Raw genomic sequence first — 21,285 nt, forward strand, 5'->3', positions numbered from 1 at the left:
CCGAAGGCCGTTCCGAAGGCCGTCCCGGAAAGGTCAGCCGCCGAGGGTCACCGGCAGTTCGTACAGGTCGTTCTGGGTGACCACCGGCTTGTTGCGGAGTTCGGTCGCCGGGACCGCCAGGTCCAGCTTCGGGAAGCGCGCGTACAGGGCCGGCAGGGCGACGCCCGCCTCCAGGCGGGAGAGGGCCGCGCCGGGGCACACGTGCGGGCCGTGCCCGAAGGAGATGTGCCGGTTGGCGGTGTCGCGGGTGATGTCGAAGACGCCGGCGCTCGGACCGTGGGCCTGCTCGTCGCGGCCGATCGCGGCGTACGACACGATCAGCGCATCCCCGGCGGGCAGGACCTTGTCACCGACCGGTACGTCCTCGGTGGCGAACCGGATCAGCACGTGGGAGGTGGGCGTGGAGTACCGCAGGGTCTCCTCGACCACCGCCGACCAGTCCGCCTTACCGGACAGCACCAGCTCGCGCTGCTCGGGGTGGAGGGAGAGGTTGACCACCGCGTTGACGATGAGTGAGATCGTCGTCTCGTGACCGGCCGCGATCATCAACTGGAGCGTGAAGACGATCTCCTGGTCGGTGAGCCGGCTGCCGTCCTCGGACGCCTGGATCAGCGCGGACGTCAGGTCGTCGCCGGGGTTCTCCCGCTTGCGCGCGACCGTCTCGGCCATGATCTGCGCCAGTTCGGTCAGCGTCGCGATGACCTCTTCCGGCGGGGTCTGCGTCGAGAAGAACTTCTCGAACAGCTCCTTCAGCCGCGGCAGCCGCTCCTCGGCGAGCCCCATCAGGTCGGCGACCACGTACATCGGCAGCGGGTAGGCGAACAGGGCCTTCAGGTCGACCGTGTCACCCGGCTCCGCGGCCACCTTGTCCAGCAGGCCCTCGGTCAGCTCCGTGATCCGGCCGCGCATCTGCTCCACCCGGCGCGGGGTGAGCGCCTGGGCGACCAGGGTGCGCAGCCGGCGGTGGTCGGCGCCGTCCACGGTGAGCATGGAGCGGGGCGGGTTGGCGAGCCCGATCAGCGGCCAGTCGGGGGCGATCTCGCCGCGCTGCCAGGCGCCCCAGACGTTGATGTCCTTCACCAGCCGGGGGTCGGTGAGCAGCTTCTTCGCCTCGGCGTGGTGCGTGACCGCCCACACCGGTACGTCGCCGGGCAGGACCACGCGTGCGAGGGGCCCGGCGGCCCGCAGCGCCGCGCTCTCCGACTCCAGGTCGGAGACGAACGGGTCGAGGTGGATGGGGGTCTGGCCGGTGTCCGTCGTGGTGGTGGGAGAGTCCGTACCAGCAGCCGTCATCTGAGCTTGCCTCCAAGGGCGGGAGTGGGTGTGAAGGTGACCGGAAGTTCGGACAGCCCGCGCAGCCACGGCGAGGGGCGGCGGGTCAGGGACGCGGCCGGCACCGCGAGGTCGATGTCCGGCAGCCGGTCCAGGACGACCTCGATGCCGGTCCGCGCGATCACCTCGGCGATCTCCTGAGCCGGGAACGGACACCGGTGCTCCCCGTGCCCGAAGGAGAAGTGCGCGCCGTTCCCGCCGGTCAGGGCGGAGCCGTCGGTACGCACCTGGGGATCGGAGTTGGCGCCCTGGAGGCCGAGGAGCAGCATGTCACCGGCGCGGATGCGGCGACCGCCCAGCTGGGTGTCGCGGGAGGCCCAGCGGCCGGCCACGTTCTGGGTGGGGGTGTCCTCCCACAGCACCTCGTTCATCGCCTCGGCGACGCTGTTGCGGCCGCCGAACAGGGACGCGGCGAACCGGTTGTCCGTCAGCATCAGGTGCAGGGAGTTGCCGATCCAGTCGGCGGTCGGCTGGTGCCCGGCCGCCATCATCACCATCAGGTCCTGGACGATCTCCTCGTCGGTGAACCCGGAGGTGTCGGCGAGCATCCGCGACGCCACGTCCTCGGCGGGCGCCTTCCCGCGGGCGGCCACCAGTTCGGTCATCGACGTGAACAGGTGGGCCTGGCCCGCGAGCGCCCGCTCCCGTCCGTCGATCATGTCGTTGAGGGCGGTGACCAGGGCCGGCCCCTGCTCGTCGGAGAAGCCGTAGAGCCGGGCCAGTACGCGCACCGGCAGCAGCATCGCGAACTCGCCGATGATGTCGGCGGTGCCCTGGGGGCAGATGCCGTCGATCAGTTCGTCGGCGAACTTCTCGGCGTAGCCGCGCAGTTCGAACGGGTCCACCGCCTCCAGCGCGTGCACCAGCATCGCGGCCCGCTCGCGGTGCCGCTCGCCGACGGTGTAGAGGATGGAGGGCTGCTTGCGGCCGATCATCGGCAGCAGCGGCCAGTCGTCGGGGATGTCCTCCCACTGGCTCCACAGGTCGGAGTCGCGGCTGAACAGCACCGGGTCGCCGGTGACCTGGTGCAGTTCGCGGTAGCCGAGCACCAGCCAGGCCGGTACGTCGCCGTCGAGCAGCACCGGGACCACGCTGCCGTGGTCGCGCCGCATCGTCCGGTACACCCCGGCGGGGTCGTCCTGGAGCAGGGGCCCGCTGAGGGCGACGGGGGCGGCCGGGGACGCGGGGGTGGGGCTCACACCAGCTCCTGACGGGAGGCTCGGGCCGGGTCGGCGTAGCGGGCCTGGATGTGCTCCACCAGCGTGATCAGCACCAGCTTGCTGGACTCCCGGGACCGGGCGTCGCAGGTGACCAGCGGGACGTGCGGATCGAGGTCGAGGGCCTCGCGGATCTGCTCCGGGGCGAAGGCGGGGCCGCCGAAGTCGTTGCAGGCCACGATGAACGGGGTGCCGTGCTTCTCCAGCCGGTCGATGGCGTACCAGGAATCGTCGATGCGCCGGGTGTCGACCAGGACGACCGCGCCCAGGGTGCCGGAGAACAGCCGGTCCCACAGGAACCAGAAGCGTTCCTGGCCGGGCGCTCCGAACAGGTACAGCACATTGCGCCGGTCCAGGGTGATGCGGCCGAAGTCGAAGGCGACGGTGGTCGCGGTCTTGCCGCTCACCGCGCTGACGTCGTCGACGGCCTCCCCGGCCCGGGTCATGGTCTCCTCGGTGTTGAGGGGACGTATCTCGCTCACCGAGCGGACCATCGTCGTCTTGCCGGCGCCGAAGCCGCCCACGACCACGATCTTGAGGCCGTTGTCGGCCGACGCGCCCAGCGGTGTACGCGTCTCAGAGGTTGCGGAGTCCAACGAGCACCTGCTCCAGGATGTCGGGGTCGGGTACGGCGGCCTGGCGGGGGTGGCGGGCGCTGACCCGTCCCGCCGCCTGGAGGTCGGCGAGCAGGATGCGGGTGATGCTCACCGGCAGCTTCAGCTCGGCCGCGATCTCCACGACCGCCGTGGGTCGTTCGGTCAGCCGCAGGATCGCGGCGTGCTCGGACTGCATGCCCGGCACCGGATCGCATTCGGCGACGACCAGGGTCACCAGGTCGAAGGGGTTGTCGGCCCCGGACCGGCTGCGTCCGCCGGTGACGGTGTAGAGCCGGTCGGGGGCGTCGTCCCTGCCAGGCCTGCTCATGAGGTGCGCGGCGGCGCGGTCAGGTGCTCCCCGAGCTGCTCCACCAGCTCGCTCATGTTGTGCCCGATGAGCCCGGCGTCGGCGTCCTCGTCGGTGACGACGGCCAGATGCGCGCCCTGGCCGGCCTCCACGATGAACAGCACGCCGCCGTAGAACTCGGTCATCGCCGACCTGACGCCTCCGCTGCCGTCACCGAACTCCACGGACGCGCCGTGCGACAGGGACTGGATGCCCGCGGCGATCGCGGCGAGCTGGTCGGCCTGGTCGGCGGAGAGCTCGGGGGTGCGGCACAGTTTCAGGCCGTCCCTGGACAGCACGAGCGCGTGCCGCGCGCCCGGCGTGCGCTCCAACAGGCCCTCTATCAGCCAGGTGAGCTTCTCGTCGGCGGTCGTCGTGCCGGTCATGAGGTGGTGTCGCCTTCCGGTGTTACGGGGGTGGAGGTCGGGGTCGGGGTGGGGGTGTCGAGGGGGGTGGTGCGTGCGCCGGTGTCTGTGCCGGTGCCTCTGTCTGTGCTCGTGCCTCTGTCTGTGCCTGTGCTCGTGCCGGTGTCCGTTTCTGTGCAGGGTGCTGCTTCCGGGCAGGGCGCCGCGTCGTCCGGGGCGGTGGCGCGGACGGCCTGGCGGAAGCTGCTGAAGCGGGCCGTGCGGGCCCTCGTCTCCTCGGCGGTGGGCGGCGCGGGGCGCGGGGTGGTGGCGCGGGTCCCGGCGCTCCGGGTGCGCTCGGCCTCGGCGAGGGTGCGGCCGCGGCGGCGGCGCGGGAGGCCGAGCGGGGACTCGTCCGGTGTGGAGGCGTCCGTGCCTGCGCCTGCGCCTGTGCCTGTGTTCGGGCTCGGGTCCGTGTGCCGGTCCGGGGACTCGTGGGTGGGCACCGGGTCGGGGTCGAGGTCGGCTCCGGCGCGGTGTGCCGCGTACGAGTGGCTGTTCGCCGCCGCGGGCGCCGCTGCGGGCGCCGGTGTGGCCGCGGGGTCCGTTTCCGCCGGGGCCGTGGCGTCGGCGGGGTGGACGGCCGGTGCCTCGGCCGGGCGGGTGTGGTGGCGCTGGGGGAGGCCCGACGCGGACGGCTCGGGTACCGCGCCCGCCGGTGCCTCGGGCCCGGAGCGTGCGGGCCGTGCGGGCCGGGTGTGCGCTTCGGTGCGGGCGGGGGCGCCGGCGGGCGGGGTGTGGGGCGCGTCCGGCGATACGAGGATGTCCTGCGGTACGAGCATCAGGACGCCCGTGCCGCCGCGGGCCGAGGGCCGGTAGGAGACCCGGAGGCCGTAGCGCCGGGCCAGCCGGCCCACCACGGCGAGTCCGAGCCGGGTGCCGGTGAGGCCGCCGAGCCCGCTGGTCTCGCCGGAGACCGCACGCTCGGCACGCCGCAGCTGGGCCTCGCCCATGACGAGCCCGCTGTCCTCGACGGAGACGATGACACCGGCCGGCACCTCCTCCACGTAGACGTGGACCTCGGCGGTCGGCGGCGAGAAGTTGGCCGCGTTGTCGAGGAGTTCGGCGAGCGCGTGCATCACGCCCTCGGCGGCGTGCCCGGCGACGGCGGTGTCGGCGGCGGAGTGGACGCGGACGCGCCGGTAGCCGCTGATCCTGCCCATGGCGCCGCGCAGGATCGACTCCATGCGGATCGGCCGGGCCCAGCGGCGGCCCGAGCGGGCGCCGGTGAGGACGGCGACGGAGTCGGCGAGCCTGCCCGCCTGCGCGGTGCGGTGGTCGAGGTGGAGGAGGTCGGCGAGGACCTCCTCGTCGTGGTGCTTGTCCTCCATCGCGCGCAGGTCCGCGAGCATGCCGGTGGACAGGGCCTGCATCCGGCCGGCCGCGTTGGCCGTCGCGGACAGCGCGGCGGCGCGGGCGCTGTCGGCCTCGCGCAGCCGGACGGCCAGCCGCGCGTTCTCCCCGATGTGCCGGTCCCGGTCCTGGGACAGCCGCGCCCGCTCCTCGCCGATCCGCTTGAGGTCCGCGTCGAGCCGGTCGCGCTCGTCGGCGTGCTGCCGCACCAGTCCGGCGGTGTGGGCGTCGTGTTCCTCGGCGCGCCGGCGCAGTTCCCCGGCGTGCTCGTCGGCGAGCCGGGAGAGCTCGGCGACGTGGTCCTCCCTCAGCCGGGTGAGTTCGGCGGCGTGGGCGTCGGTGAGACGGGAGAGTTCGGCGGTGTGTTCCTCCGTGAGCCGCCTCCGCTCGGCGGTGTGCTCCTGCGCCGACCGGGCCGTGGTGGTGGCGTGCTGCTCGTTGAGGCGTTCGCGCTCCGCCGCCACGGACTTCGCGAGGCGGTCCCGCTCCTGGTCCAGGTCGGCCGACAACCGGGCCCGTTCCCGGGTGAGTTCGCCGGTCAGCCGCTCGTGCTGGCGGCGGGCCTCCTCCGCCTGCCGGGCGCGCTCCTGGAGCAGCCGGCCGACGTCCTGGGAGACCTCCTCCAGTCGCCCGCGGAGCGCCCGCGCCGTCAGGGCGGCGTGGGTGGCCCAGGTGACGGCCGCGCACAGCAGCAGGGCGGCGACCACTCCGGCCGCCGTGAGGACGGGGCGCGCGGAGGCCGGTCCCAGGAGCACCGCGACGACGACCCCGATCGCGGCGAGTGCCGCGGTGAGCAGGGGGACGGGCAGCAGGCTGCGGGGGGTGGGGCGGTCGCCGGGGAGCAGGGGAGAGGTCATCAATCAGGGTCCTCGGTCGGGTCCTCGGTCGGGTCCGCTGGGCATACGCCGTCGTCTGCCCGTGTCGTCTGTACGTGCTGTCCACGCGTGTTGTGCACACGTGCTGTCCACGCGTGTTGTCCACGCGTGTTGTCCGCGCGGCCCTCGGACGGTCCATGGGGTCGCCGGAACCGGTTTCGGGGTCGCTTCCGGAACGAGGGCCGACAACTGCGCGCAACTCGCGGTCACTATATGCAAGTTAGTGATCTGCTTGGGAAGATTCCGTTCCCGTTCTCGGGATTTGAGTCACTCCTGAGTGAATCGGCGCCCCGGCGTCCCCGCCCCGTGCGCCGCGCGGGGTGTGCGCCACCGCCGGTGTGCCGTCCGTTCCGGGGGCATCCTGGGAGCATGACGGATCTCCGGGAACTGCGGGCCGGACTGCGCGCGGGCGTGCGCGGCGATGTGGACTTCGGCGTCACCGCGCGGGCGCTGACCACCATGGACGCCTCCAACTACCGCCGGGTGCCGCTGGGCGTGGTGTCGCCGCGGGACGCCGACGACGTGGCGGCGGTGCTCGCCGTCTGCCGGGAGCACGGCGTCCCCGTGGTGCCGCGCGGCGGCGGCACGTCGATCGCGGGCCAGGCGACCGGCACCGGCGTGGTGCTCGACCTCACCCGGTACATGAACCGGCTGCTGTCCCTCGACCCGGAGGCCCGCACGGCCGTCGTCCAGCCCGGCCTCGTCCTCGACCGGCTCCAGGAGGCCGCCGCCCCGCACGGCCTGCGCTTCGGCCCGGACCCCTCCACGCACAGCCGCTGCACTCTCGGCGGCATGATCGGCAACAACTCCTGCGGCTCCCACTCGGTCGCCTGGGGGACGACGGCGGACAACGTGCGGGAACTGTCGGTGATCACCCCGCGCGGGGAGCGGCTGCGACCCGGACCGGGATGGGCCGGGGCCCCGGCGGGACTGCGGGAGCTGGTGGACGGCGAACTCGCCCGCCTGCGCACCGGTTTCCCCGAACTGCCCCGCCGCATCTCCGGATACGCCCTGGACGCCCTGCTGCCCGAGAGGGGCGCCGACGTCGCCCGCTCCTTCTGCGGCTCCGAGGGCACGCTGGGCGTGCTGACGGAGGCGGTCGTGGAGCTGGTGCGCGCCCCCCGCGCGCGTGCGCTCGCCGTGCTGGCGTACGCCGACGAGAGCGGCGCCGCCGAGGCCGCGGCCGGGCTGCTGGCGCACCACCCGCTCACCGTGGAGGGCATGGCGGCCGATCTGGTGCCGTCCTCGGTGGACCTTCCGCGCGGGGGAGCCTGGCTGTTCGTCGAGACCGGCGGGGACACGGAGGACGAGGCACGCGCGCGTGCGGACGCGATCGTCCGCGCGGCGGACGTCGTGGACTCCCTGGTGGTGACCGACCCGGCCCGGCAGCGCGCCCTGTGGCGCATCCGGGAGGACGCGAGCGGCACCGCGACCCGGATGCCGGACGGGAGCGAGGCCTGGCCCGGCTGGGAGGACTGCGCGGTGCCGCCCGCCCGGCTCGGCGCGTACCTGCGGGACTTCCGGGGGCTGCTGGCCGCCCACGGGCTGCGCGGGTCGCCGTACGGGCACTTCGGGGACGGCTGCATCCACGTCCGTATCGACTTCGACCTGCTGACGGAACCGGGCGTCGCCCGCTTCCGGACCTTCTCCGGGGAACTCGCCGACCTGGTCGTGGCCCACGGCGGATCGCTGTCCGGCGAGCACGGCGACGGACAGGCGCGCGCGGAGCTGCTGCCGCGCATGTACGGCCCGGAGACGGTGGCCCTCTTCGAGCGCGTCAAGGGCCTCTGGGACCCGGACGACCTGCTCAACCCGGGGATGCTGGTGCGCCCCGAGCCCCTGGACGCGAACCTCCGCTTCGCCGTCCTGCCGCGCGAACCGGTGGACGTCGCCTTCGGCTACCCCGCCGACGGCGGCGACTTCTCCGCGGCGGTCCGCCGCTGCGTGGGCGTCGCCAAGTGCCGTACGGAGTCGGTGTCGGGACCGGCGGTGATGTGCCCCTCGTTCCGGGCCACGGGCCGGGAGGAGCACTCCACGCGCGGGCGGGCGCGCCTGCTGCACGAGATGCTCGCCGGCGAGCTGGTGACCGACGGCTGGCGGTCCACGGAGGTACGGGACGCGCTGGACCTGTGCCTGTCCTGCAAGGGCTGCCGTTCGGACTGCCCGGTCGGGGTCGACATGGCCACCTACAAGGCGGAGTTCCTCCACCACCACTACGCCGGCCGCCGCCGGCCCGCCGCCCACCACACGATGGGCCGGCTGCCGCTGTGGCTGGGCTGGGTGGCGCGTACCAGGTCGGCGGCGCTGGTCAACGCGGGCGCCTCGGTGGGCCCGCTCGCGCGGGCGGCGAAACGGCTGGGCGGGATCGCGGGGGAGCGGGAGATCCCGCGCCTGGCCGGGGAGCCGTTCACCCGCTGGTGGCGGGGACGGCGGACCGCCGTGCCCGCTGACAGCGGTGCCCTGGTGGTCCTCTGGCCGGACACCTTCACCGAGCACCTCTCGCCCTCCGTGGGCCGCGCGGCCGTACGGGTCCTGGAGGCGGCGGGCCTGCGGGTCGCGCTGCCCCCGACACTGCGCCTGGCCGGAGCCCGGAGCCCGGTGGGGGACGCGCGCTCCCGCTCGGCGCTGCGGCTGCTGACGGCCCGCCGCGGCCGGGTCTGCTGCGGCCTGACGTACATCTCGACCGGTCAGCTCGACCGCGCCCGCGCGGTGCTGCGCCGCACCCTGGACCTGATGGAACCGGTGCTCGCCACCGACGCCCCGGTGGTCGTCCTGGAGCCGAGCTGCGCGGCGACCCTGCGCACGGACGCCCCGGAACTCCTGCACGACGACCCCCGCGCGGCACAACTGGCGTCCCGTGTCCGCACGTTCGCGGAGACCCTGGAGCAGTACGCGCCGGACTGGACCCCACCGGCCCTGGACCGCCCCGTCGCCGGCCAGACCCACTGCCACCAGCACGCGGTCCTCGGCGACACGGCCGACCGCCGGCTGCGCGCCGCCGCGGGCCTCACCGGCGACCTGAGCGGCGGCTGCTGCGGCCTCGCCGGCAACTTCGGCTTCGAGCAGGGCCACTACGAGGTCTCGGCCGCCTGCGCGGAGGACCAACTCCTCCCCGCGGTACGCCAGGCACCCGAGAACGCCCTGATCCTGGCCGACGGCTACTCCTGCCGCACCCAACTGGCCCAACTGGCGAACACCCGGGGCCGCCACCTGGCGGAGGCCCTGGCGGAGGCCCTGGAGGAAATCCCGTGAACGGCTCCCGCCCTTGTGTCCCCAACGCGCTCACCTGAGCCACCGCAACCTCCGCCCCCGGCTCTCCGCCCCCGGCTCTCCACTTCCCGGTCTCCGGGAGACGATGCGGTGAGCGTCTGCCCCAGCAGCCGGAGCAGGCGGGCTGAGGAACGGCAGCGCTTTCAGTGGGCTGATGACTCGAACAAAGGGGCACTGGACATGAGTTTCCGTCTGAAGGCGATCACCCGCGAGGAGCACCTGGCCTTCGTCACGGCCCGGCCTTCGGTGAGTCACATGCAGGTGCCCGCCTGGGGGGATGTGAAGCCGGACTGGCGGGCCGAGAGCCTGGGGTGGTTCGACGACGAGGATCGTCTCGTCGGTGTGGGGCTGGTGCTGTTCCGGCCGTTGCCGAAGCTCAGGCGGTTCCTCGCCTATCTGCCCGAAGGACCGGTCATCGAATGGGACGCGCCGGATCTCCACCGATGGCTCGATCCCATGCTCGTCCATCTGAAGGCCCAGGGCGCGTTCTCGGTGAAGATGGGCCCGCCCGTCGTCGCTCGCCGCTGGAGTGCCGAGGCGGTCAAGGCGGCGATCGCCGACCCGCGGGCCAGACGTCTGCGGGACGCGGAGGCCACCGCGCACGAGCCGAGGGCCTTCGACGTCGCTGACCGGCTGCGACAGATGGGCTGGCAGCAGACCGAGCCGGGCAGCGAGGACGGCTTCGCCGCCGGCCAGCCACGCTATGTGTTCCAAGTCCCGTTCTCCGGAAGGTCGCTGGAGGACATCCAGCGCGGCCTCAACCAGCAGTGGCGCCGCAACATCAAGAAGTCGGAGAAGGCGGGCGTCAAGGTCGTCCGCGGCGGCTACGAGGACCTTCCCGCCTTCTACGACCTCTACGTCGAGACCGCGGAACGCGACCGGTTCATCCCGCGCCCGCAGGCCTACTTCCAGCGCATGTGGACCGCGCTGACGGCCGAGGACCCGGACCGGATGCGCCTCTATCTCGCCCACCACGAAGGCGAGGTGCTCGCGGCGGCGACGATGCTGACCGTCGGTGAGCACGTCTGGTACTCCTACGGAGCCTCCACCCACCGCAAGCGCGAGGTTCAACCGAACAACGCGATTCAGTGGCGGATGATGTGCGACGCCCACGAACTCGGCGCGAGCGTCTACGACTTCCGTGGCATCACCGACACCTTGGAGGAGAGCAATCACCTGCTCGGCCTGCTCCGGTTCAAGGTCGGCTCCGGAGGCCAGGCCGTGGAATACCTCGGTGAGTGGGACTTCCCCCTCAACAAGTTCCTGCACAAGGCCCTCGACCTCTACATGTCCCGCCGCTGAGACCGCACGGCGCCGCGGGCACCTCCGATCACTGGACCGGTCCACCGGGTGGGGTGCCATCGTGCATGGCGGGCGAGCCCTGAGGCGGCGCCGGAGGTCGTGACACGCCTGCCGAAAAGCGTGAGCACTTCGGGTGTTGGTGTCCATGTGCTGCTCGTCTGAGCGCTCAAGGGACACTTTTCCGCTGACTGCTCACGCTTTTCAGCAGGTACCCCCGTCGGGCCGCCGGAGTACGGGGATCGCGCGTTCCGGGCCACCGGCCCGCATGGTCGGCGTCTTCTCGCGTGCGCTGCCGGGGAGGACCGGGGTTCCGGAGTGTTGAAGGGCGGCTTCAGGCCAGGCGGTTCGCGTCGCGGATGGCCTGGGTCAGGTCGCGGACGGCTTTGTCCTCGGTTCGGGAGGACAGGTCGGCGGCGTGGTCGGCGAGTTCGCCGAGGCCGGGGGCGCCGGGCAGGGCGCTGTGGCGGTGGTCGGTGGAGCGCAGGGCGTCGGCGAAGTAGGCGGCGGTCGCGGTGAGCGTGAGGCCGCGGTCGGCGGTCCAGACGGAGTCGTCGAGGGCGTCGGCCTCCAGGTCGCCGGTCTCCTCGTGCGGGGCGCGGGTGTCGGGGTCGAGCCAGCGGACCGTGGCCGTGGCGAGGTGGCCGTCGGCGCCGGGCCTCGTACGGACCGCGTACAGGGCGGTGACGGTGTGGCCGGGGCCGACCTCGCCGCCGTCGACGTCGTCGTCGCGGAAGTCCTCGTCGGCGACGCGGCGGTTGTCGTAGCCGACGAGGCGGAACTCGGCGACCGTCCGCGGGTCGAAGGCGACCTGGGCCTTGGCGTCGCGGGCGGTCAGCTCGATGTTGCGGGGCAGCTGTTCGCAGAAGACCTCGCGGGCCTCCTCCTCGTCGGACACGTACACCGTGTGGCCGTCGCCCTTGTCGGCGAGGCGTTCCATCAGGGCGTCGCCGTAGTCGCTGCCGACGCCCACGCCGAAGAGGGTGATGCCGTGCTCGCGACGGGACGTCGAGATGCGTTCGAGGATCGCGTCGGCGTCGGTCTCGCCGGTGTTGGCGAGTGCGTCGGAGACGAGGACGACCCGGTTGGTGGCGCCCTCGCGCAGGCCGTCGACGGCGGTCTCGTAGCCGGTCTCGACGCCCGCGCCGAGGTTGGTGGACCGAGCCGGTTCCAGGCTGTCGACGGCGTCGTGGATCTCGCCCCGGTTGCCGTCGAGGCGGGTCATCGGCAGCACGGTCTCGGCCTCGTCGCTGAAGGTGACGATCGCCACGGAGTCCTCGTCGCGCAGCCGGTCCGTCATGGTGCCGAGGGACTGCCGGGCGAGGTCGAGGCGGCCCGGTTCGGCCATGGAGCCGGAGATGTCGACGACGAAGGTGAGGGCCGCGGGCGGGCGCTCGCCGCTCGGCTCGGCGGGACGGGTGGCGAGGCCGACGCGGACCAGGGACCAGTCGTCCTCGTCGGTGCGGGCGCCGTCGAGGGTGACCGTGAAGCCGTCGCCGTCGGGACGTTCGTAGTCCTGGCGGAAGCTGTTGACGAACTCCTCGGGCCGGACCGTCGACGGGTCGGGCAGCCGGCCCTCGGCGAGGGTGCGGCGGGCATAGCCGTAGGAGGCGGTGTCGACGTCGAGGGCGAAGGTGGACAGGTAGTCCGGCGCGGGGGCGAGGTCGCGGGAGTCCTGCTCACCCTCGCGTCGCTCACCCGGGCCCCGGGGGCCGTCGGGGGCGGGGAGCTGGGCCGAGCCGTTCCCCTTGCGGTCGTACCCGTTGTCGGCCGTCGCGTTCTCGTTGCCGCCGCCCGCGCTGCATCCGGTGAGCAGCAGGCCGCTCGCCGCCGCGAGCGCCAGCAGCGCGCCGCTCAGCCTCCGTGCCCCGTGCCGCTTCGTTGTTCCGTGGTGCTTCGTCGTCGTGTGCCACTTCATCGTCCGTTCCCCCTCGGTCCGTTGAATCCGACTCATGCGACTGTGACGCCGGGGCGTGGCGGAACGTGCGGTACGGGGCGTCACAGGTGCGTCTCGAAGCGGGCACGGCCGAGGGCCGCCGAGACCGGTGGGTGACCTTCCGTTGACCTACGGCGTCATGGCGTCGTGTCGTCGTGTCACTGCACGTCCGGTCGTCCGTATGACGGACCGGATTGACCCGGGCGGGACGCGGGCCTCATCGTCAGGTACGTGAAAGCTGCACGGTGCTGACTGAGTCCATTACTCTGGACCGGATAGTTCAGCGTCGTGCACAATCCCCGAGGGGGAGCGCCTCTTCCCCCCGTTCCTCCCGTACCGAACCCATGGAAGGCGCCGTGACCATCCCCAGCTCCGCCACCCCGTCCGTCCCGGCTCCGGCCGCCCTCCCCGCGGCGGCTCCCGGGCATGCGCCCGGCGGGGCGGGTGCTCCGCGCGGGCGGGGCGCGCTGGGGCCCGTCGGACTGGTGCTCGCCGGGGGGATCTCCGTGCAGTTCGGCGGGGCGCTCGCGGTGACCCTGATGCCGCGGGCCGGCGCGCTCGGCGTCGTGACGCTGCGGCTGCTGGTGGCCGCGGTCGTGCTGCTCCTGGTGTGCCGGCCCCGGCTGCGCGGGCACTCGCGCGCCGACTGGACCACGGTGATCGTCTTCGGGCTCGCGATGGCCGGGATGAACGGCCTCTTCTACCAGTCCGTCGCCCGCATCCCGCTCGGTACGGCGGTCACCCTGGAGGTGCTCGGCCCGCTCGCCCTGTCCGTGCTGGCCTCCCGGCGCGCGATCAACTTCGTCTGGGCCGGACTCGCCCTCGCCGGTGTCGCCCTGCTCGGCGGCGGAGGCTTCGGCAGCCTCGATCCCGTGGGCGCCGCCTACGCCCTGGGGGCCGGTGTCATGTGGGCGGCCTACATCATCTTCAGCGCGCGTACGGGCCGCCGCTTCCCACAGGCCGACGGGCTCGCCCTCGCCATGGGCGTGGCGGCGCTGGTGTTCCTGCCGCTGGGCATCGCCGAGTCCGGTACCAAGCTCCTCGACCCGACGGTCCTCGGGCTGGGCGCGGCGATCGCGGTGCTCTCCTCCGTCCTGCCGTACACCCTGGAACTCCTCGCCCTGCGCCGTCTGCCCGCCTCCACGTTCGCCATCCTGATGAGTCTGGAACCGGCCATCGCCGCCGCCGCGGGCTTCCTCATCCTCAGCCAGGCCCTCACCCTCACCGAGGCCGCCGCCATCGCCCTGGTCATCGCGGCGAGCATGGGAGCGGTACGGACCCAGGTGGGGCGGGGGCGCCCGAAGGCGCCGGGGACGGTCTCCTGACGCTTGCGGCGACGTGGCGAGGGGCGACGGGACTAGAGTCGCTCTCGTGCAACCCATTGAGACCGTCGGCGGTGGACCGCTGATCCCTCGCCCGGAGCGCACACCGGGCGCCCTGCGTGCCGCCTGCACGGTTGTCGCCCCCGACCTTCTGCCGGCATACGACCGGGTGAAGGACCGGGCGCTCACCGAAGCGGTGGAACACGATTCGCTCAAGCCGGTCCACGCCTACCTCAGCCACTGGGCCGTGCTGATCGAAATCGAGCGTCACCCGGTCATGGCCAAGGCGTACCGCCGTGCCGAGCACCTCGCCCGGATCGCCGCCACTGCCGACGAGGCGCGCGGGCACCTGGCCACGGCGAGTTCCCTGTACCGTGAGGCCGCCGCATCCGTGCGGCGCGCGCCGTGACCGCAGGTGGGACGAGAGAGGGCCGACGCCGGGCTGCGATCGTTGCGCCCTACAGCCGTACCGAAAGATTTCCCACGGTGGCCGTTATGGTCAGCTCGCCACCGATCGCGTGCAGGTAGGCCGCCATCGTCGAGGTGTCCAGGCGAGCGGTGCCTCGCTCGATCTGGCTGACCCGGCCCTGCGTGACGCCCATCGCCTTGGCGACCTGGATCTGGGTGAAGCCCTGAGCTTTGCGGAGCGTGGCCAGTTCGTGTCCGCGCTCCGCATCGACCATCTCCGCCTTGATGGCATCGATGCGCTCGCGCTTCTCGGGGGTGATGTCGGCCGTCAGGTCGTCCATGGAGCCGAGGTTCATTCGCCCTGCCCTTTCTTCTTCTCCTGTTCCAGCGCCTCAAGGTATGCCGTGAACTTGTCGTCGGCCTCTTTGACTGCCCGGGGGTACCAGGCCGCCCACTGACGCCCGGCGGCCTTGTTGCCCGCCACCAGGAAGATGGCCCGCCGCTCGGGGTCGAAGACGAAAAGCATCCGAATGCTCACTGCCCCGCCGTTGCGTGGGCGTAACTCCCGCATGTTCCGGTAGCGGCTCTTCTCGATCGCGCCGACCGTCGGCCGCCGCAGCGCCGGGCCCACTTCCTGGAGCCGTTCCAGAGCGGCTATCACGTGGAGGTGGCTGTCCGGGTCCTCCTTGGCGAGTGTTTTGATCCAGTTCAGCACATCGTCGAAGAAGCGCAGCTCATAAGGTTCGGCCACGTCTGAAAATTAGCACGAACTAATATTTGCGGGCAAGTGGGCGTCGGTGCTCGGCCTTGCCCGCTGCCGCTGTGGTGGCGGAATGAAATCCAGCAAGCACGCTTGATTGTTTTCTGAGGGCCTGTCATGCTCGCTCCATGGCCGACCCGACGCCCGTGATCGACGACCTGTGTGCGGAGAGCGACGACCTCGACCGGCTGGTGGCCGGGCTGAGCCCGCAGGAGTGGGCGCGACAGACGCCCGCCGCCGGCTGGACCGTCGCCCACCAGATCGCGCACCTCGCCTGGACCGACCGTTCCTCGCTGCTCGCCGTGACCGATCAGGGCGCCTTCGCCCGTGAGGTCGAGAAGGCGCTGACCGAGCCCGGGGACTTCGTGGACAACGCCGCGGAGGAGGGGGCGGGCCTGCCGCCCGCACGGCTGCTCGCGGACTGGCGCGCCGGGCGCGAGGCCCTCGAGAACGCCCTGCGGGCAGCGCCCGAGGGGGCGCGGTTCCCCTGGTACGGCCCGCCCATGTCGACGGCCTCCATGGCCACCGCCCGGCTCATGGAGACCTGGGCCCACGGCTCGGACGTGGCCGACGCGCTGGGTGTGGTGCGGCCGCCCACCGACCGGCTCCGGCATGTGGTGCGGCTCGGTATCCGCACCCGTGACTTCGCCTTCGGGGTGCACGGACTGCCCACGCCGTTCGAGCAGTTCCGCGTCGAACTCACCGCCCCCTCGGGCGGACTGTGGACGTACGGTCCCGAGGACGCCACGGACCGCGTCACCGGCCCCGCGCTCGACTTCTGCCTCCTGGTGACCCAGCGCGCCCACCGCGCCGATCTCGCCCTCACCGCCGACGGCTCCGACGCCGACCGCTGGCTGGACATCGCCCAGGCCTTCGCCGGGCCGCCCGGAGGTGGCCGGGAACCGAAAAGGGACACCGCGCGGTGACGGCGACGGCCCTGCGCATCGGCAACGCCTCCGGCTTCTACGGCGACCGCTTCGACGCCCTGCGCGAGATGCTCACCGGCGGTGCGCTCGACGTCCTCACCGGCGACTACCTCGCCGAACTGACCATGCTCATCCTGGCCCGCGACCGGATCAAGGACCCCACCGCCGGGTACGCCCGCACCTTCCTGCGGCAACTGGAGGAGACCCTCGGCCTCGCCCACGAGCGCGGCGTCAGGATCGTCACCAACGCCGGCGGGCTCAACCCGGCCGGCCTCGCCGACGCCGTACGGGAACTGGCCGGGCGGCTCGGCATCCCGGTACGCGTCGCCCATGTGGAGGGCGACGACCTCACCGCCTCCCACCCGGGCGTGCTGGCCGCACATGCCTACCTCGGCGGCTTCGGCATCGCGGCCTGTCTGCGCGAGGGCGCCGACATCGTGGTCACCGGGCGGGTCACCGACGCGGCCCTGGTCACCGGGCCGGCCGCCGCCCACTTCGGCTGGGCGCCGACGGAGTACGACCGGCTCGCGGGCGCCGTCGTCGCCGGACACGTGCTGGAGTGCGGGACCCAGGCCACCGGCGGCAACTACGCCTTCTTCGGCGAGCGGCCGCCCGGCGACTTACTGAGGCCCGGCTTCCCCCTCGCCGAACTGCACGAGGACGGTTCCTGCGTCATCACCAAGCACCCCGGCACCGGCGGCTTCGTCGACGTCGGCACCGTCACCGCGCAGCTGCTCTACGAGACGGGCGGCGCCCGGTACGCCGGACCCGACGTCACCACCCGGCTGGACACCGTACGGCTCACCCAGGACGGCCCCGACCGGGTACGCGTCGAAGGCGTCGAAGGGGAGGCGCCGCCGCCCACGCTCAAGGTCGGGCGGAGCCGGCTCGGCGGCTTCCGCAACGAGGTCGTGTTCGTCCTCACCGGGCTCGACATCGAGGCGAAGGCGGCTCTCGTACGGGAGCAGATGACCGGCGCGCTCGCCAGGACGCCGCCCGCCGAGGTGCGGTGGGAGCTGGTGCGCACCGACCGGCCCGACGCGGACACGGAGGAGACCGCGAGCGCCCTGCTGCGGCTCGTCGTGCGGGACCCCGGCCAGGAGGCGGTCGGGCGTGCGCTGAGCGGGGCCGCCATCGAGCTGGCGCTGGCCAGTTACCCCGGATTCCATGTGGTGGCACCACCGGGGAAGGGCGCTCCCTATGGGGTGTTCGAGGATGTGTACGTCCCCCATGGCGGGGTCCACCATGTGGCCGTCCTCCACGACGGGCGCCGGATCACCGTGGACCCGCCCCACGCCACCGCCGTACTCGCGGACGTGCCGGAGCCGGAGCTGCCGGAACCCCCGGCACCCGGGCCGACCCGCCGCGCCCCCCTCGGTCTGATCGCCGGGGCCCGCAGCGGCGACAAGGGCGGGAACGCCAACGTCGGCGTGTGGGTCCCGGAGGCCCGCGGTGACGACGCCTGGCGGTGGCTCGCGCACGAGCTGACCGTCGAGCGGTTCCGGGAGCTGATCCCCGAGGCCCATGCTCTGCCCGTCACCCGGCACGTACTGCCCCGCCTGCGCGCCCTGAACTTCCTCGTCGAGGGCATCCTCGGCGAGGGCGTCGCCGCGCAGGCCCGTTTCGATCCGCAGGCCAAGGCGCTCGGCGAATGGCTGCGCTCCCGGCACCTCGACATCCCGGAGGCCCTGCTGTGACGGTCCTCGAATCCGCCCTGGACACGGCCGACCCGGAGTACCGGGCCCACCGCGAGGCCATGCTCGCCAAGCTCGCCGAACTCGACACCGAGCACGCCAAGGCCCTCGCGGGCGGCGGCGAGAAGTACGTCGAGCGGCACCGCGAACGCGGCAAGCTGCTCGCCCGTGAGCGCATCGAGCTGCTCCTCGACCCGGACACGCCCTTCCTGGAGCTGTCCCCGCTGGCGGCCTGGGGCAGCGAGTACACCACCGGCGCCTCGCTCGTCACCGGCATCGGGGTCGTCGAGGGCGTGGAGTGCCTGATCACCGCCAACGACCCGACCGTACGGGGCGGTGCCAGCAACCCCTGGTCGCTGAAGAAGGCCCTGCGCGCCAACGACATCGCGCTCGCCAACCGGCTGCCCGTGATCAGCCTCGTCGAGTCCGGCGGCGCCGACCTGCCCTCCCAGAAGGAGATCTTCATCCCGGGCGGTGCCGTCTTCCGGGACCTCACCCGGCTCTCGGCGGCCGGCATCCCGACCGTCGCCGTCGTCTTCGGCAACTCCACCGCCGGGGGCGCGTACGTCCCCGGCATGTCCGACCACGTGATCATGGTCAGGGAACGGGCGAAGGTGTTCCTCGGCGGGCCGCCGCTGGTGAAGATGGCCACCGGCGAGGAGAGCGACGACGAGTCGCTGGGCGGCGCCGAGATGCACGCGCGCGTGTCGGGCCTCGCCGACCACTTCGCCGTCGACGAACCCGACGCCCTGCGGCAGGCCCGCCGGGTCGTGGCCCGCCTCAACCACCGCAAGGCGTACCCCGATCCGGGACCGGCCGCGCCGCCCGAGTACGACCAGGACGAGCTGCTCGGCATCGTCCCCGGCGACCTGAGGATCCCCTTCGACCCGCGTGAGGTCGTCGCGCGGATCGTGGACGGCTCCGACTTCGACGAGTTCAAACCGCTCTACGGCACCAGCCTCACCACCGGCTGGGCCACCCTGCACGGCTATCCCGTCGGCATCCTCGCCAACGCCCGAGGGGTGCTGTTCAGCGAGGAGTCGCAGAAGGCCGCCCAGTTCATCCAGCTCGCCAACCAGCGCGACATCCCCCTGCTCTTCCTGCACAACACCACCGGCTACATGGTCGGCAAGGAGTACGAGCAGGGCGGCATCATCAAGCACGGCGCCATGATGATCAACGCGGTCGGCAACTCCCGCGTCCCGCACCTGTCCGTCCTCATGGGCGCCTCCTACGGCGCCGGGCACTACGGCATGTGCGGCAGGGCGTACGACCCGCGCTTCCTGTTCGCCTGGCCCAGCGCCAAGTCCGCCGTCATGGGCCCGCAGCAGCTCGCCGGCGTGCTGTCCCTCGTCGCCCGGCAGTCGGCGGCGGCGAAGGGCCGGCCCTACGACGACGAGGCGGACGCGGCGCTGCGCGCCATGGTGGAGCAGCAGATCGAGTCCGAGTCGCTGCCCATGTTCCTGTCCGGGCGGCTGTACGACGACGGCGTCATCGACCCGCGCGACACCCGCACCGTCCTCGGCCTGTGCCTGTCGGCCGTCCACACCGCGCCCTACGAGGGCGTGCGCGGTGGCTTCGGCGTCTTCCGGATGTGAGGGACCGTGTTCACCTCGATCAGCTCGATCCATTCCGTACTGGTGGCGAACCGGGGCGAGATCGCCTGCCGTGTCGTCCGCACCTGCCGTGAGCTCGGGATCCGCACGGTCGCCGTGCACTCGGACGCCGACGAGCACGCCCGCCACGCGCGTGTGGCCGACACGGCGGTACGCCTGCCGGGGGCGGCGCCCGCCGACACCTACCTCCGCGGCGACCTGATCGTGAAGGCGGCCCTCGCGGCCGGCGCGGACGCCGTGCACCCCGGCTACGGGTTCCTCTCCGAGAACGCCGGCTTCGCGCGGGCCGTCCAGGACGCCGGACTGGTGTGGATCGGGCCGCCCCCGGAGGCCGTCGAGGCGATGGCCTCCAAGACGCGGGCCAAGGAACTGATGGGGATCGAGCCCCTGCGGGACGTCACCGAGGCGGACCTGCCGGTGCTGGTGAAGGCGGCGGCGGGCGGCGGCGGACGCGGGATGCGCGTCGTACGGCGACTCGCCGACCTGGAGGGCGAACTGGCCGCCGCCCGCGCGGAGGCGGCGAGCGCCTTCGGCGACGGCGAGGTGTTCGTCGAGCCCTACGTGCAGGGTGGACGGCACGTCGAGGTGCAGATCCTCGCCGACACCCACGGCACGGTGTGGGCGCTGGGCACCCGGGACTGCTCCCTCCAGCGCCGCCACCAGAAGGTGATCGAGGAGGCCCCGGCCCCCGGGCTGTCCGCGCGGCTCACCGGCGAACTGCACACCCTCGCCGTACGCGCCGCCCGCGCCGTCCGTTATGTCGGCGCCGGGACCGTCGAGTTCCTCGTCGCCGGGGGCAGGGCGCACTTCCTGGAGATGAACACCCGCCTCCAGGTCGAACACCCGGTGACGGAGGCCGTGTTCGGCGTCGATCTCGTCGCCGAGCAGATCCGCGTCGCCGAGGGGCACCCGCTCGAGAAGGACCCGCCCCGTGCGCACGGTCACGCCGTCGAGGCCCGTCTCTACGCCGAGGACCCCGCCCACGACTGGGCCCCGCAGACCGGCCGTCTGCACCGCCTCGCCGTCCCCGACGGCGTCCGCCTGGACACCGGTTACGGCGACGGCGACGACATCGGCGTCCACTACGACCCGATGCTCGCCAAGGTCGTCGCCCACGCCCCCACCCGCGCGGAGGCGATCCGCAAGCTGGCCTCCGCCCTGGACCGCACGGTGCTCCACGGCCCCGTCACCAACCGGGACCTGCTCGTCCGCTCCCTGCGGCACGAGGAGTTCGCCGGAGCCCGCATGGACACCGGCTTCTACGACCGGCACCTGACCGGGCTGACCACCCCCGCCCCCGACCCGTACGCCCCGCTCGCCGCCGCCCTCGCCGACGCCCACGGCCGCTCCCGCTTCGGCGGCTGGCGCAACCTGCCCTCGCAGCCGCAGGTCAAGCGGTACGCGAGGGCGGGCGAGGAACACGAGGTCCGCTACCGGCACACGCGCCAGGGCCCGGCGGCCGACGGGGTGCGGGTGGTGCACGCCGACGCGGGGCTGGTGATCCTGGACATGGACGGCGTACGGCGCCGCTACGAGGTCAGCCGCCACGACGACCGCGTGTACGTGGGCGCCACCGCCCTCACCGTCCTGCCCCGCTTCCCCGACCCCACCGCCCGGCACGCCCCCGGCTCCCTCCTCGCCCCCATGCCGGGCACGGTCGTCCGCATCGCGGAGGGCCTGACCGAGGGGGCGCCGGTGAAGGCCGGCCAGCCCCTGCTGTGGCTGGAGGCGATGAAGATGCAACACCGGATCACCGCCCCGGTCACGGGCACGGTGAGCGTCCTCCACGCCACACCGGGCCAACAGGTCGAGCCCGGAGCCCTTTTGGCTGTCGTGGAGGAAGACACCCTTCAGGGGCGCGGGGCTGTTCCTGACATGCGGCTACCGCCGCGTGGGCGCGAGTAACCACAGACGACCCACACTCTCCCGAC

At 72.9% G+C, this 21,285-nt stretch carries 17 protein-coding genes; 8 read left to right on the plus strand and 9 right to left on the minus strand.

The annotated features are described in order from the left end of the window. Positions 1-33: 33 nt before the first annotated feature. Genes PYS65_RS20285 through PYS65_RS20310 form a run of 6 tightly spaced genes read right to left on the minus strand, consistent with a single transcriptional unit; the run spans position 34 to position 6,105 of the window. A complete protein-coding gene (locus PYS65_RS20285) occupies positions 34-1,293 on the minus strand; it encodes a cytochrome P450 family protein (protein WP_279335343.1) in 1,260 nt (419 codons plus the stop codon). Beyond that, on the minus strand, positions 1,290-2,531 hold the full coding sequence (locus PYS65_RS20290; RefSeq protein WP_387035511.1) for a cytochrome P450: 1,242 nt from the start codon (positions 2,529-2,531) through the stop codon (positions 1,290-1,292). Before PYS65_RS20290 ends, PYS65_RS20285 begins: the two co-directional genes overlap by 4 nt. Continuing rightward, positions 2,528-3,145, minus strand: a complete 618-nt coding sequence (locus tag PYS65_RS20295) for a GTP-binding protein (protein WP_279335344.1) — start codon at positions 3,143-3,145, stop codon at positions 2,528-2,530. Before PYS65_RS20295 ends, PYS65_RS20290 begins: the two co-directional genes overlap by 4 nt. After that, positions 3,126-3,473 carry a DUF742 domain-containing protein gene (locus PYS65_RS20300; protein ID WP_109379351.1) on the minus strand — a complete coding sequence of 116 codons (348 nt, stop codon included), beginning with the start codon at positions 3,471-3,473 and terminating at the stop codon, positions 3,126-3,128. Before PYS65_RS20300 ends, PYS65_RS20295 begins: the two co-directional genes overlap by 20 nt. Continuing rightward, positions 3,470-3,877 carry a roadblock/LC7 domain-containing protein gene (locus PYS65_RS20305; protein WP_279335345.1) on the minus strand — a complete coding sequence of 136 codons (408 nt, stop codon included), beginning with the start codon at positions 3,875-3,877 and terminating at the stop codon, positions 3,470-3,472. The genes PYS65_RS20300 and PYS65_RS20305 overlap by 4 nt, the downstream gene beginning before the upstream one ends. Then, on the minus strand, positions 3,874-6,105 hold the full coding sequence (locus PYS65_RS20310) for an ATP-binding protein (RefSeq protein ID WP_279335346.1): 2,232 nt from the start codon (positions 6,103-6,105) through the stop codon (positions 3,874-3,876). The genes PYS65_RS20305 and PYS65_RS20310 overlap by 4 nt, the downstream gene beginning before the upstream one ends. A gap of 387 nt (positions 6,106-6,492) precedes the next feature. Here PYS65_RS20310 and PYS65_RS20315 point away from each other — a divergent pair, with 387 nt between their 5' ends. After that, complete coding sequence (locus tag PYS65_RS20315) at positions 6,493-9,375, plus strand: FAD-binding and (Fe-S)-binding domain-containing protein (RefSeq protein WP_279335347.1); 2,883 nt, start codon at positions 6,493-6,495, stop codon at positions 9,373-9,375. 198 nt (positions 9,376-9,573) lie between these two features. Continuing rightward, positions 9,574-10,695, plus strand: a complete 1,122-nt coding sequence (locus PYS65_RS20320) for a lipid II:glycine glycyltransferase FemX (RefSeq protein ID WP_279335348.1) — start codon at positions 9,574-9,576, stop codon at positions 10,693-10,695. Positions 10,696-11,026: 331 nt separating this feature from the next. Here the strand turns inward: PYS65_RS20320 and PYS65_RS20325 are convergent, their stop codons facing one another. Then, complete coding sequence (locus tag PYS65_RS20325; protein ID WP_279335349.1) at positions 11,027-12,610, minus strand: vWA domain-containing protein; 1,584 nt, start codon at positions 12,608-12,610, stop codon at positions 11,027-11,029. Positions 12,611-12,984: 374 nt separating this feature from the next. On the opposite strand from PYS65_RS20325, the gene PYS65_RS20330 reads away from it, so the two are divergent. Next, positions 12,985-13,953 carry an EamA family transporter gene (locus tag PYS65_RS20330; RefSeq protein ID WP_279335350.1) on the plus strand — a complete coding sequence of 323 codons (969 nt, stop codon included), beginning with the start codon at positions 12,985-12,987 and terminating at the stop codon, positions 13,951-13,953. A 46-nt stretch (positions 13,954-13,999) separates the two neighbouring features. Beyond that, positions 14,000-14,359, plus strand: coding sequence for a DUF6247 family protein (locus tag PYS65_RS20335; RefSeq protein WP_279335351.1), 360 nt, complete (start codon positions 14,000-14,002; stop codon positions 14,357-14,359). Between the two features lie 49 nt (positions 14,360-14,408). On the opposite strand, the gene PYS65_RS20340 is transcribed toward PYS65_RS20335, so the two are convergent. Continuing rightward, positions 14,409-14,699: a helix-turn-helix domain-containing protein gene (locus tag PYS65_RS20340; RefSeq protein ID WP_279335352.1), complete on the minus strand. Its 291-nt coding sequence runs from the start codon at positions 14,697-14,699 to the stop codon at positions 14,409-14,411. 11 nt (positions 14,700-14,710) lie between these two features. Continuing rightward, entirely contained in the window at positions 14,711-15,109 is a 399-nt protein-coding gene (locus PYS65_RS20345; RefSeq protein ID WP_279335353.1) for a type II toxin-antitoxin system RelE/ParE family toxin, read from the minus strand. Between the two features lie 137 nt (positions 15,110-15,246). Here PYS65_RS20345 and PYS65_RS20350 point away from each other — a divergent pair, with 137 nt between their 5' ends. The 4 genes from PYS65_RS20350 to PYS65_RS20365 are packed head-to-tail and all read left to right on the plus strand — an operon-like array spanning position 15,247 to position 21,259. Further along, complete coding sequence (locus PYS65_RS20350; protein ID WP_279335354.1) at positions 15,247-16,044, plus strand: TIGR03084 family metal-binding protein; 798 nt, start codon at positions 15,247-15,249, stop codon at positions 16,042-16,044. Continuing rightward, positions 16,041-17,741, plus strand: a complete 1,701-nt coding sequence (locus tag PYS65_RS20355) for an acyclic terpene utilization AtuA family protein (protein WP_279335355.1) — start codon at positions 16,041-16,043, stop codon at positions 17,739-17,741. Before PYS65_RS20350 ends, PYS65_RS20355 begins: the two co-directional genes overlap by 4 nt. Continuing rightward, on the plus strand, positions 17,738-19,336 hold the full coding sequence (locus tag PYS65_RS20360; protein WP_279335356.1) for an acyl-CoA carboxylase subunit beta: 1,599 nt from the start codon (positions 17,738-17,740) through the stop codon (positions 19,334-19,336). The genes PYS65_RS20355 and PYS65_RS20360 overlap by 4 nt, the downstream gene beginning before the upstream one ends. A gap of 6 nt (positions 19,337-19,342) precedes the next feature. Then, positions 19,343-21,259 (plus strand): acetyl/propionyl/methylcrotonyl-CoA carboxylase subunit alpha, encoded by a 1,917-nt coding sequence (locus PYS65_RS20365; protein WP_279335357.1) that lies wholly within the window; start codon positions 19,343-19,345, stop codon positions 21,257-21,259. The last annotated feature ends 26 nt before the right edge of the window (positions 21,260-21,285 follow it).

The sequence above is a fragment of the Streptomyces cathayae genome (assembly GCF_029760955.1).
Lineage (GTDB): Bacteria > Actinomycetota > Actinomycetes > Streptomycetales > Streptomycetaceae > Streptomyces > Streptomyces cathayae.